The organism is Methanobrevibacter sp. (assembly GCF_045586545.1).
Taxonomy (GTDB): domain Archaea; phylum Methanobacteriota; class Methanobacteria; order Methanobacteriales; family Methanobacteriaceae; genus Methanocatella.
The window spans coordinates 1-10,377 of record NZ_JAZNAN010000065.1 but is presented as its reverse complement, the minus strand read 5'-3'; the positions used below and the strand labels follow the sequence as shown (position 1 = coordinate 10,377).

General features: G+C 36.5%; 16 protein-coding genes. 7 read left to right on the top strand and 9 right to left on the bottom strand.

Annotated elements, in window-relative coordinates:
• Window positions 1–1,416: hypothetical protein (locus tag ACKI3D_RS05480; protein WP_407392739.1), on the bottom strand; the 1,416-nt coding region annotated here is incomplete at its 3' end.
• A 175-nt stretch (window positions 1,417–1,591) separates the two neighbouring features.
• Here ACKI3D_RS05480 and ACKI3D_RS05475 point away from each other — a divergent pair.
• The 4 genes from ACKI3D_RS05475 (at window position 1,592) to ACKI3D_RS05460 (ending at window position 3,894) form a co-directional block, all read left to right on the top strand.
• The gene (locus tag ACKI3D_RS05475) at window positions 1,592–2,542 is read left to right on the top strand and encodes a ketopantoate reductase family protein (RefSeq protein WP_407392738.1); all 951 of its coding nucleotides are present in this window, start codon (window positions 1,592–1,594) and stop codon (window positions 2,540–2,542) included.
• 195 nt (window positions 2,543–2,737) lie between these two features.
• Complete coding sequence (locus ACKI3D_RS05470; RefSeq protein WP_407392736.1) at window positions 2,738–3,172, top strand: hypothetical protein; 435 nt, start codon at window positions 2,738–2,740, stop codon at window positions 3,170–3,172.
• Window positions 3,173–3,174: 2 nt separating this feature from the next.
• The gene (locus ACKI3D_RS05465) at window positions 3,175–3,618 is read left to right on the top strand and encodes a hypothetical protein (protein WP_407392734.1); all 444 of its coding nucleotides are present in this window, start codon (window positions 3,175–3,177) and stop codon (window positions 3,616–3,618) included.
• Window positions 3,619–3,894 carry a hypothetical protein gene (locus ACKI3D_RS05460; RefSeq protein ID WP_407392732.1) on the top strand — a complete coding sequence of 92 codons (276 nt, stop codon included), beginning with the start codon at window positions 3,619–3,621 and terminating at the stop codon, window positions 3,892–3,894.
• Between the two features lie 9 nt (window positions 3,895–3,903).
• On the opposite strand, the gene ACKI3D_RS05455 is transcribed toward ACKI3D_RS05460, so the two are convergent.
• The 4 genes from ACKI3D_RS05455 to ACKI3D_RS05440 are packed head-to-tail and all read right to left on the bottom strand — an operon-like array spanning window position 3,904 to window position 4,861.
• Complete coding sequence (locus tag ACKI3D_RS05455) at window positions 3,904–4,110, bottom strand: hypothetical protein (RefSeq protein WP_407392731.1); 207 nt, start codon at window positions 4,108–4,110, stop codon at window positions 3,904–3,906.
• A gap of 29 nt (window positions 4,111–4,139) precedes the next feature.
• Window positions 4,140–4,349 (bottom strand): hypothetical protein, encoded by a 210-nt coding sequence (locus ACKI3D_RS05450; RefSeq protein ID WP_407392730.1) that lies wholly within the window; start codon window positions 4,347–4,349, stop codon window positions 4,140–4,142.
• A 39-nt stretch (window positions 4,350–4,388) separates the two neighbouring features.
• Window positions 4,389–4,658, bottom strand: a complete 270-nt coding sequence (locus ACKI3D_RS05445; protein ID WP_407392729.1) for a hypothetical protein — start codon at window positions 4,656–4,658, stop codon at window positions 4,389–4,391.
• A 5-nt stretch (window positions 4,659–4,663) separates the two neighbouring features.
• Window positions 4,664–4,861 (bottom strand): hypothetical protein, encoded by a 198-nt coding sequence (locus ACKI3D_RS05440; protein WP_407392728.1) that lies wholly within the window; start codon window positions 4,859–4,861, stop codon window positions 4,664–4,666.
• Window positions 4,862–4,967: 106 nt separating this feature from the next.
• On the opposite strand from ACKI3D_RS05440, the gene msrA reads away from it, so the two are divergent.
• Both msrA and ACKI3D_RS05430 read left to right on the top strand, forming a co-directional pair.
• Window positions 4,968–5,849, top strand: a complete 882-nt coding sequence (gene msrA, locus ACKI3D_RS05435) for a peptide-methionine (S)-S-oxide reductase MsrA (RefSeq protein WP_407392727.1) — start codon at window positions 4,968–4,970, stop codon at window positions 5,847–5,849.
• A 6-nt stretch (window positions 5,850–5,855) separates the two neighbouring features.
• Window positions 5,856–6,251, top strand: a complete 396-nt coding sequence (locus ACKI3D_RS05430) for a hypothetical protein (protein WP_407392726.1) — start codon at window positions 5,856–5,858, stop codon at window positions 6,249–6,251.
• Here the strand turns inward: ACKI3D_RS05430 and ACKI3D_RS05425 are convergent.
• Together ACKI3D_RS05425 and ACKI3D_RS05420 are read right to left on the bottom strand one after the other, a co-directional pair.
• Window positions 6,248–7,222, bottom strand: a complete 975-nt coding sequence (locus tag ACKI3D_RS05425; RefSeq protein WP_407392725.1) for an Mrp/NBP35 family ATP-binding protein — start codon at window positions 7,220–7,222, stop codon at window positions 6,248–6,250. The genes ACKI3D_RS05430 and ACKI3D_RS05425 overlap by 4 nt on opposite strands.
• Window positions 7,223–7,237: 15 nt before the next feature.
• The gene (locus tag ACKI3D_RS05420) at window positions 7,238–8,569 is read right to left on the bottom strand and encodes an FAD-dependent oxidoreductase (RefSeq protein ID WP_407392724.1); all 1,332 of its coding nucleotides are present in this window, start codon (window positions 8,567–8,569) and stop codon (window positions 7,238–7,240) included.
• 74 nt (window positions 8,570–8,643) lie between these two features.
• On the opposite strand from ACKI3D_RS05420, the gene ACKI3D_RS05415 reads away from it, so the two are divergent.
• Window positions 8,644–9,267 carry a CatA-like O-acetyltransferase gene (locus ACKI3D_RS05415; RefSeq protein ID WP_407392723.1) on the top strand — a complete coding sequence of 208 codons (624 nt, stop codon included), beginning with the start codon at window positions 8,644–8,646 and terminating at the stop codon, window positions 9,265–9,267.
• Here the strand turns inward: ACKI3D_RS05415 and ACKI3D_RS05410 are convergent.
• Entirely contained in the window at window positions 9,264–9,746 is a 483-nt protein-coding gene (locus tag ACKI3D_RS05410; RefSeq protein WP_407392722.1) for a hypothetical protein, read from the bottom strand. The two genes, ACKI3D_RS05415 and ACKI3D_RS05410, sit on opposite strands and share 4 nt — an antisense overlap.
• Window positions 9,747–9,752: 6 nt before the next feature.
• The gene (gene npdG / locus ACKI3D_RS05405; protein WP_407392721.1) at window positions 9,753–10,376 is read right to left on the bottom strand and encodes an NADPH-dependent F420 reductase; all 624 of its coding nucleotides are present in this window, start codon (window positions 10,374–10,376) and stop codon (window positions 9,753–9,755) included.
• Between the last annotated feature and the right edge of the window lies 1 nt (window position 10,377).

Genomic DNA, 10,377 nt, shown 5'->3' with positions numbered 1-10,377 from the left:
GTCAATTATTTCTAAAATATACTCATCGTCATCAAATTGATTTAAGTAATCTAAACATCTGTCAATCGGATTAGCATCTGAATTTTCATAAAAGTAATTTTCAAAATCGGTGTAGTCAACAATGTCCATATGGTAATTCTCAAAGAAATGCAGTGGATGACTATCCAAAAACTCATAGCCCTCATCCGTAATTGAATAATCCCTAAAATAATTCTTCCTTTCCAAAAACAGCTTCAAATCATACCAATCGATATTATATGTATTTTCTATTGTAAATATCGAATAGTCAAGGTCGATTTTCTCATCGATTAATCTTAAGAACTTATAGGCAATGAAGCGAATATCTTCAGTGAAATCACTTTTTGAAGTATTGATTGTTTCAAGCAAGCTGTCCTGCATTTCATCAGCATCGTAGGCCAGATTTATCCCGCAGAAATGGCAGAATTTATCATGGCCGTCGATTGGCATGCCACAGTAGGGACAGGTGTCCTCATGGGATTTGATGGTGGGTTCAGTGTTCTTTTCAAACAGATATGCCAATCTAATAAGCAGTGATTCATTCAAAATCATTCCGGATTCGTATTCCTCTTTAAGCTGCTGTTTAATTTCTGAAGCCTTTTCATAGGTTACATGAGCATCATCAATAAGTGATTCGATATATGGCGAAAAACTCTCCTCATCGCCGATGACCTCTTCAAGAGTGTATTTTTTAATCGGAAGGTTCTCCTCCAAATCAAGGACAGTATTCATCAGCTCCACTTCATTGTCCTTAAAGAACTCGGCGATTCGGATAAAGTAATCATCATTCAAATCAGCCCTGTTTTCGATGCAGTCATAATGGATTATGTCATAGTTCAAGGGCAGGCTATAGGCGATGTGTGAGGTGTTCAAATCCAAAATGTGGAAACTGCAGCACATCTTCAAATCATAAAAATGGGTTGAAAGCTCTTCATCGTCATAATCACTATTTGAGAGGACATGACTTCCGGGAACGATGAATTCGATTGCGCTTGCAACGATATTCTCATTGATCCTGCAGGCAAAACCATATTTGATTAGCAATTCCACAACCAGACGTGTCGGTTCCATGATGCTTGGCTTGTTATGCTCGGCCATGGTCCTTTCAAGCTCCTTTAGAAAAATCCCGTTTCCCCTAAACTCAGGAAGAATGTAGATGTTGTTCAGGGCAACAGTCAAAAATTCCCGTGAAAAGTCATATGAACAGAACCCGACGACTTTCTTATCGCAGATGAGTTCCTTGAAGAGATTGCATGTATCAAACTTTAAGATAAAACCCTCATCTTCGATTGACTCATAGATATAGTCATATTTTGACTTTAAAAGGTCAACTATGTCAATCGTATCCTCACTCAGGAATACATTTTGAGTATTCTCCGGCCTAATTTGAAAATTCATGAAAAGCAACACCATAAGTTATTAAATTAATATTATGCATTACTGATATTTAAATTAATTGATTATGAGAGCTTTTTTAGGTAATACTAATAATAATATTTAAGTAATACTAAAAATCATAATTTAGAAAGGCCTAAATAAAAATTTATATAATTTGAAAATCAAAATCTAAAACATGAACATATTAGTTATCGGAGCCGGAGCGGTAGGGCTTGGCATTGCAAGCTCCGTCCTGTCGCAAAATGCGAAAGTGTCAATATTTGCAAGAGGCGAAACTGCAAAGGCCATTAAGGAAAACGGAATCAAAAGAACCGGCTTATTTACCCATTATTCCTTCACCAAAGATGAGATTGATGTATATGAAAGCTATGATGAGATGCCAAAAAATCACTTTGACTACGTTTTCATAACATCCAAGACAACAGCAAACGACGATATCTCAAAAAGGCTGAATGAAAACAGAGAAATACTTAAAGAAAATGCAAAGATAATCATTTTCCAAAACGGGTTTGGAAACGACGAGCCATATCTGAGATATTTTACAGCCAAAGAAGTTTACTCAGCCCGTGTAATTACTGGCTTTACACGCCCGGAAAGGCACATCAGTGAAGTGACCGTTTATACAGAACCAATTCTTATCGGATCACTTCAAGGCGAAGATCCAAGCCACCTGCAGGAAATAGCCGATATGATAACCGCATCAGGAATCAACTGTGAACTTACCGGCGAGGTTGACAAATACCTGTGGGCAAAGATGCTCTATAACTGCGCGCTTAACCCCCTTGGAGCAATACTTGATGTCAATTATGGAAAACTGACTGAAAACGAATATACAATAGAACTCATGAACAGGATAATAGATGAGATATTTGAAGTCATAAAGGCATCAGGATACTCAACATTATGGAACACTCCAGATGAATACAGAGACCTGTTCTACTCAAAGCTTGTTCCTGACACCTACAATCACTATTCTTCAACACACCAGGACATTCAAAGGAAAATACCAACAGAAATCGACTCTCTTACCGGAAAAGTTATCCAACTAGGTGAAGCAAATAATATCGATGTAAACACAAATAAGATAATATATGACCTAATAAAAGCTATTGAAAGTACCTTTTGAAAACTAAAACTTTATATATGTGGAAAATTAAAATAGTATTGTTCATATTGTTATATACTATTTTTTTATAATATGAACAATGGTGATGGTTGAAATGAGCATTCGTTTGTATTCCTTTAGTGGTGTTTAGGAAGAGAATGTTCATTTGTTTTTAAAGAACTTTTTTTATGATTATTTTAATAATTTGGTGAAACTATGAGTGAACTCAAAGAACTAATTGAAAGATATATTGAACTTGAAGATAATTTTGATGAGGAAAACGATGAAATGGCTGAAGAATTGCATGATTTGGGCCATGAAATCGACCATGCCGTTTACAATGAGGAATTCGTAATCGTCTACAATGCAGGCACCGAAGATGAAGAGGTAGTTGCATTGATTGTAAGCGACGAAGACGACGAGCACGAGGAATTCTTCATACCGGTCTACACTGACGAAGAGGAAGCCAAAATAGGAATCGAATCCTTCCTTGAAGAAGGTGAAGAAGCAGAATTTGCATTTGATAAAGCCAGCGGAAACGATATTGTTCAGGCATATGCCGATGATGACGAATTTTTAGGACTTGCAATCAACGCTCCGCAATGTGATTTTGTAATATTCAGCGAAAACGTACACGACTGCAGTGAATAGATATGGATCCTAAAGATTACGAAGACTATCAGAAAAACAATGTGAAGGCTTCAAAAAGCCAGTTGAAGGAGTATATTCAAATATATGCTGACATGGCCAAAAAGCTAAAAAGTGAAGATGCCATTGAGCTTGAAGCCGTTAAAACAAATATTAGAAATACCTATCCTGCTGAAATCTACTTCACATTAATTGATGAAGCTGGAAAATTTGTAAAACTGACCTTGACTGAATCCAGCAAGGAATACATCATTCCTATCTTTACAGACATTAGGGAATATGCACTGGGAAGCGCCAAAATATCCAAGCTGTTTTTGGATAAGCTTGAAATGAAAGTCATAACTCCCGAAGACATTTCCCAACTGGCGGATGAGGATGAACATTTTCAGGGTTTTGTAATCAATCCGCATTCACAGAACTTCAATATGGACAGAAACGGGAGCTTTTAGATGAAATTCATTTGTCCGACAATCGGAGAGGATCATGAAAAGGACTTTCTAGTTTCAGGAAGCCTTGAAGACTTCAAAATCATTGTCTTTTCAAGCCTTGAGGAATATGAAAAGGGCTTTGAATACCTGGAACTGGCTGACTACAAGCCGACTGAAGTCTCAATTGACCTGTTCAAAGCATTGGCAAAAAATGATGATGAGTTTTCAGGTTTGATTTTAAATATTCATTCAGAAAATAAAATAATTTCAAAAGAGGAACTAGAAAGTTTTGTCTGAAAGATTACTTTATTTTAAAAGATATTCCTTATTAAACCTGACTATAAAATCTACAACAATACTTTTTTTAATTACATCAGTATTGGTAGGGTTTGCCATATCTCTTAACCTGAAATATTCTTCTTTAATTTCATCATCAGTCATCTTTTTTAATTCAATCATATATTCTGAATATATGCTGCTGTCTTCGTATGGTTCGTTAATTTTGATGCTCATATTATCATATCCTTTTAAAAAAATAGTATTCAATAGTAATAGTTGATTTTGAATGGTTTTTCTATTAATATATTGGTTCTCATCATTTTAATATTTTTGGCATAGTTGATGAGGATGATGGTTATTTTATCAATTATTGCAAGAATGCCCCTAACTCTGCAAGGTGGGGAATGAATTGCATCTTGGGTGGGTGTTTTGATTTTTTTACAATAATGTAAATATTGGTATCTGATTTCCATGAATTATATTTCTGCTTCATTCGTTTAAGAAGAGAAAGACTACTCTAACTCTTCTTCTGTTTCTTCTTCTACATTATCATCTTTAAGATATTTGTATCTATAAGACATCTTAAATCCTTTATCAGCTTCACGTTTAGGTCTTCTTTTACGTCTTATATTTGGCCCGTTCATATCCTTGAACTTTTGCTGATGGGATTTAACAAGACTTTTGTTTTCACGATAATATGTAGCGTTCTTATGGCGAGTATGCGGTGCTCTATACATTCTTTTTCTTAGTAATCGCCTGGTACTTGTTACTCGTCTTATCACTAAAATCACTTACGGTTTCTATTTTTATTCATGGTTGAAGATTTGTCTAAAGTAGCTTGAATTTCATCAATTCTTTCAACTACTACTTTAATAGCTTGTTCTCCTTGACGGGTAGGGTTGATACCTTGTTCCACAAGTAAAGCATCCCTAATATCTCTTAATCTGTCAATTGAATCGATTTTCATTATAGTACTGTAAAACATGAGATTTCCTCCAATCTATAATATTACTATGAATTTCCTTATAAAAAAGATTTTTGTCGGAAATTTACTTGCCATTTTAAATATTTAGAAACAAAAATTAATTAACATGTTTGAAAAACAATGGGTAATCTATCTGGCCGGCGGATGCTTTTGGGGTGTTGAAGCATTCATCTCAAGGCTGAAAGGAGTGAATTCCACTGAAGTGGGATATGCCAACGGACGTGACCTGGCGCCAACCTATGAAAAGGTCTGCACAGGAAAAACTGGACATGCCGAAACCGTCAAGGCAACATATAATCCAAAGATAATCACATTGGAAGAGATTCTGGAGAATTTTTTCAAGATAATTGATCCCTACACCAAAAATCGCCAGGGAGCCGACATCGGCACACAATACAGAACCGGCATCTATTGGCAGGAAGAATCCCAGAAACATATTGTTCTGGATTTTCTAAAAAACAAACAAAAGGAATCACCAAAAAGAATTGCTGTTGAGGCTCGTGCAATTGGAAATTTCTATCCTGCTGAAAGCTATCATCAGAAATACCTTGAAAGAAATCCGCAGGGCTATTGCCATGTTGATTTAAATCTAATAGATGATGAAGAATTCGGCCACCTGACCAAAGAGGAGTATGAAATAACACAGCTTTCTATGACAGAACCGCCATTCAGTGGAAAGTATGATGACTTTTTTGAAGATGGTGTATATGTAGATGTAGTGGATGGTGAAGTTCTCTTTTCTTCCGAAGACAAATTCGACTCAGGATGCGGATGGCCTGCATTTTCAAAGCCAATATCAGATGACGTGATTGCAAAGCATAGGGACTTCTCCCACGGAACAACAAGAATTGAAGTGAGAAGCGCAAAGGCAAACTCCCATCTGGGACATCTTTTCCATGACGGTCCGGGAGGTTCTCCAAGATACTGCATCAATTCAAACGCTTTGAGATTCATACCAAAAGATAAATATCTAAAGAATAAAAAATAAGATACGATGAAGATAGAAGAAGTAAAACATCCGGAACTGAAAAATCATATCAACATGATTTACATGCATGGCGAAAACCAGAATGAGGAAGCCATTGTAAAAACTGAAAATGAAATAAAAGAGTATATCAAAGACAAGGAGTTCATCATATCCACCGATAACGGCAAAGCTACCAAAATTCCATATGCCAACGATGGAGAATATCTAGTTCCTATTTTTACCGATGAACATGAATACACCATGGGAATGCAATACTTCTCATTCAATGTAATGGATGAAAATAAGTCTTATATTATTGAGAAATTGGATTACTGTAAAAAATTAAAAGAAGATCCTAATTTCTTAGGATACATCGTAAACATTGCCAGAGTAAGTTATATCATTAACATTACCCTAATCTAGCAGAATTTTTCCTGAATATCTTCAACGATTTCAACAAATCTTTTGGATACGATATCATCCGGGTCAACGGTTGCAATGACACCATCATGATTTGGTGAATCTGATACTTTTTCTTCAATCGGCAAATCGCCCAAATATTCGATTTCCATTTCTTCAGCGAACAGTTTACCGTTGCCTTCACCGAATATGTGGAGCTTTTCACCACAATGTGGACACATGTAATATGCCATATTTTCGATAAGGCCGATTTTATCGATATTCATCATTCCAACCATCTTGACGCATTTCAAAACGTCTTCCTGTGATACGACATTTGGTGTTGTAACCATAATCACAGCATCTGCATCCGGAATGGTCTGCAATACTGTTAACGGTTCGTCACCTGTTCCAGGAGGATTATCAATGATTAAGTAATCAAGTTCGCCCCAATTACAGTCGGAAATCAGCTGTTTGATTGCTCCTGTTTTTTGAGGTCCTCTCCAGATGATTGGTGTATCGATGCTTTCAAGCAAAAATGCCATTGACATCACTTTCAGTCCGCTTGGCAATTTTACCGGAAACATTGTAGTATTGAATTCCTGTTTAATGGATTCGATGTAAGCCAGTTTTTCTTCATCATTTTCAAAAGTTTTATTGGCCAATCTCTCTTCGGTAATTTCCCTGAATGTTTCAAACTGGTTTTCAGAAAATGCTTCACCGTAAATCTCCAAACCTAACATTTTAGGGATGTTCGGTCCGTGGATATCTGCATCTAGAATACCTGTCTTATATCCTAACTTCTGCAGGGTCTCAGCAATATTTGCCGCCACTGTGGATTTTCCAACTCCTCCTTTTCCACTCATAACGACAATTTTGTGCTTGATTTGACCTAAATTCTTAGCCAATCTTATTTCCTGTTCAATCATTTGTCTTTGTTGTTCCGGAGTCATTTGGCCTCCGTGACCATGATGACCGTGTCCATGTTCTGCCATTTTTCATCTCCCCTTTTAACTAAATTTCTTACTTACTTCTTCAACTGCAAGGATTAACGGATCTGTAACCATTGACACCGGAGGTGCATAAGCAAATTCCATATTGCTTAAATCAAAGCATGTCAAGCCTTCGGTAATGGCCAATGTCATTGTATCAATTCTTTCAGCCACTCTTTCTTCTGCTATGATTTGACAACCGATAATGGTTCCGTTTCCATCACAGATAACCTTTATATCCATTGGTTTTGCATTAGGATAGTAACGTGCTCTTGTAAGTGCCTGTACCTTTTGTACAACAGGTCTGATTCTGTTCTGTTGAGCGAAACTGGTAGTGTATCCAACTGCACCGAATTCCAATTTTCCGACTTTTGATACCATTGAGTTTAAAACCGGATTGAATCTGGATTTTTTGCCGCAGATTGTACGGGCCAATGTTTTTGACTCACGTACAGCAGTGGTACCTAATTGGGAAATGGTGTTTGAACCGAGGATTAAATCCTTGGATTCGACACAGTCCCCGACTGCGTAAACGTCATCAACGGAAGTTTCCATTCTATCGTTTACAAGAATGGCCCATCTTCCAATTTCACAGCCTGCCATTCGAGCTAAGTCAAGTTCAGCCCTAACACCTGTTGCCATGATGACCATATCGGCATCATAAATCTCTTCATCGCCGAAGCATGCCTTTTCTACTTTGCCGTCACCAATCAGTTTTGTAATAGGTTTGCCCAATACCACTTGAATTCCTTCCTTTTCAAGATATTTCACTAAAATATCGGACATGTCCTTGTCAAGAGATCTTGGAACGATTTGAGGCATCATTTCACTTAGAATAACATTGAGCCCTTTTCTTTTAAGAGCGAATGCAATTTCAATACCGATTAAGCCGGCACCAGTGACGATTGCACTTTTGGCCTCTTTCATTGCTTCCTGTACTCTGATACCATCATCAATATTTCTGATTCTGAACACTCCATCCAAGTCCACTCCCTGCATTGGAGGGACAAATGGATTGCCTCCAGTCGCTAAAACAAGTTTATCATAATTTAAGATATTTTCTTTACCATCTTTTTCATAAGTCACTGCTTTCTCATCATGATTGACTGCAGTTACTTCCGCTTCAGTGATAACTTCAATATCCTTTTCCTTATAATCTTCAGGAGTTCTCATTACAATATCATCAAAAGATTCTATTACGCCTCCCAAAACATAAGGGATAGCACATGGAGAATATGCTACCTTGTTATCTCTTGTGATTACTGTAATTTCTATTTCTTTATCAAGTTTACGTATATTTGAAGCTGTGGATATTCCTCCAGCTCCCCCACCTACAATTACTACTTTCATTATAACAAAACCACATATGATTTATACAATAGTAATATTTAGTAGAAAAGATATAAATACATTAAGGTTAAAACATGAAAAAATTAGATTTTGATTTAAATGAGAATCTTTTTAAAGATTTTCTCTCCGCAAGATATTCAATTTCAGCAAGAGTCAATGTGGAAAAATTGTGGAAATGGTGCAAGAAAAACGACAAGTCATTTTTCATAATGAGCTTGGGATGCCTTATGAATGCAACAAATTCAGTTGATGCGCTTAAAAGAAGAATTATTGATGGTGAAGCCATTGAATATGATTATGTTGAAGGTGTAAGCCCCATAATGGATAAGGATAGCGAAACTTATAAAGAAATGCGAGTAAAAGTTCCCCAAAAGTTCCGTAACATGATTGAATGGCATGATTACGTTAAAACCCTCTCTGAAGATATCTTATCCGGAAGAAAAGAAGGTTTCACTTTAGAAATGGAGAAAAGGGACTTCACTAATATCGTCAACTTTTCCTGCATCCCATGGATTGACTTTGACATGATGACAACCTGTGTTGTTGATGGAATGGCAATCCAACCCTTGATTACATGGGGGCGTGTCAATGAAAACTATGAAATGAGCGTTGCAATTACTGTCAGCCACATCTTTGTCAATGGACGGGAACTGGGATTCTTCTATGAGAATCTCCAAAAGGAATTGGATGAATTCTAAAATTTAATGGAAATCTCATTGATGATTTTTTGAAGATATTTCTTCTTTAAAACGAATTCCCTTTTGTTTGCCAATCTGTCACTGTTCGGTTGGGATACCTTTTCATCAAGGCGTGCAGCTCCCAAATATCTGGTATCTCCTTCCCGCAATTTATGAGCCTCACCATTGTCAATGGCTTTTTTGATTCTGTAATAATCCAAAAGCAATACATCAAAGTCATTGCTTAAATAATATAACTCCAAATCAGTAATCAAGCCTGATTCATCATACCAGATTATTAAAATAGATTCATATTTGAACAGTTCGGAAAATTCTATCAGGTTAAAATAATCCAAATCAGCCAGTTTGAATTTGGAAGCAGGATATCTTCTGCCGCAATTTTTATAGAAATACTCTAAAGGAGCAATAAAAAAAGTTGTTGATTCATTTAAGGTCACTTCATTTATGTTTTTCCCAATCAATGCCTCAAATGAATCCATGTTAATCTAGTCTTTGTCTAATGCAGGAATTCCTGTAATTCTTAAACCACCGTAATGGGATTTGTATTTGATGTTTAATCCAATTAACAATGGGGTGATTTTTTCAATGATTCTTGCTTTTTCTAAAATACCTGTATCAATTGTTTTGATTCCTGGTATTTTATCAATGATTTCAGCTGCGATTTCTTTTGCTTCTTTGTCATCACCTGCAATTAAACAGTCACAGTCTATTTCTTCTGGAATGTTTGAGAGGTGTGAGTTTGAAATGTTACAGAATGCGCAGATGACTTTTGCACCGGTTCCTTCGAGGATTTTAGCTGTTCTTTCTGCAGCTGATCCTTCCATTAAGTCAACAAATCTGAATGGTTTTCCACCGATTGCTGTTTCTAATGGTACGGTTGCGTCCATGACAATCTTGTCAGTACAGAATTCTTTGATTCCTTCTACTGTTGGTTTTTGAGCAGCTAAAGGTACTGTGAGGATTAATACGTCTCCTGCTTTTGCAGCGTCTTCGTTTGCCATTCCAACCATGTTTAAGTCATAGTCTGCTAAGTCTTCTTTTGCTTTTGCAACTACGTCTAATGCTTTTTCTTCTTTTCTGGAACCTACAATTACTTCAACACCAGCAATA

Bases quoted from the DNA above. Each gene is read 5' to 3' on its own strand.
- ACKI3D_RS05475 (WP_407392738.1), top strand. From the start codon at position 1,592: ATGAACATATTAGTTATCGGAGCCGGAGCGGTAGGGCTTGGCATTGCA.
- ACKI3D_RS05470 (WP_407392736.1), top strand. From the start codon at position 2,738: ATGAGTGAACTCAAAGAACTAATTGAAAGATATATTGAACTTGAAGAT.
- ACKI3D_RS05465 (WP_407392734.1), top strand. From the start codon at position 3,175: ATGGATCCTAAAGATTACGAAGACTATCAGAAAAACAATGTGAAGGCT.
- ACKI3D_RS05460 (WP_407392732.1), top strand. From the start codon at position 3,619: ATGAAATTCATTTGTCCGACAATCGGAGAGGATCATGAAAAGGACTTT.
- ACKI3D_RS05455 (WP_407392731.1), bottom strand. From the start codon at position 4,110: ATGAGCATCAAAATTAACGAACCATACGAAGACAGCAGCATATATTCA.
- ACKI3D_RS05450 (WP_407392730.1), bottom strand. From the start codon at position 4,349: ATGGAAATCAGATACCAATATTTACATTATTGTAAAAAAATCAAAACA.
- ACKI3D_RS05440 (WP_407392728.1), bottom strand. From the start codon at position 4,861: ATGTTTTACAGTACTATAATGAAAATCGATTCAATTGACAGATTAAGA.
- msrA (WP_407392727.1), top strand. From the start codon at position 4,968: ATGTTTGAAAAACAATGGGTAATCTATCTGGCCGGCGGATGCTTTTGG.
- ACKI3D_RS05430 (WP_407392726.1), top strand. From the start codon at position 5,856: ATGAAGATAGAAGAAGTAAAACATCCGGAACTGAAAAATCATATCAAC.
- ACKI3D_RS05425 (WP_407392725.1), bottom strand. From the start codon at position 7,222: ATGGCAGAACATGGACACGGTCATCATGGTCACGGAGGCCAAATGACT.
- ACKI3D_RS05420 (WP_407392724.1), bottom strand. From the start codon at position 8,569: ATGAAAGTAGTAATTGTAGGTGGGGGAGCTGGAGGAATATCCACAGCT.
- ACKI3D_RS05415 (WP_407392723.1), top strand. From the start codon at position 8,644: ATGAAAAAATTAGATTTTGATTTAAATGAGAATCTTTTTAAAGATTTT.
- ACKI3D_RS05410 (WP_407392722.1), bottom strand. From the start codon at position 9,746: ATGGATTCATTTGAGGCATTGATTGGGAAAAACATAAATGAAGTGACC.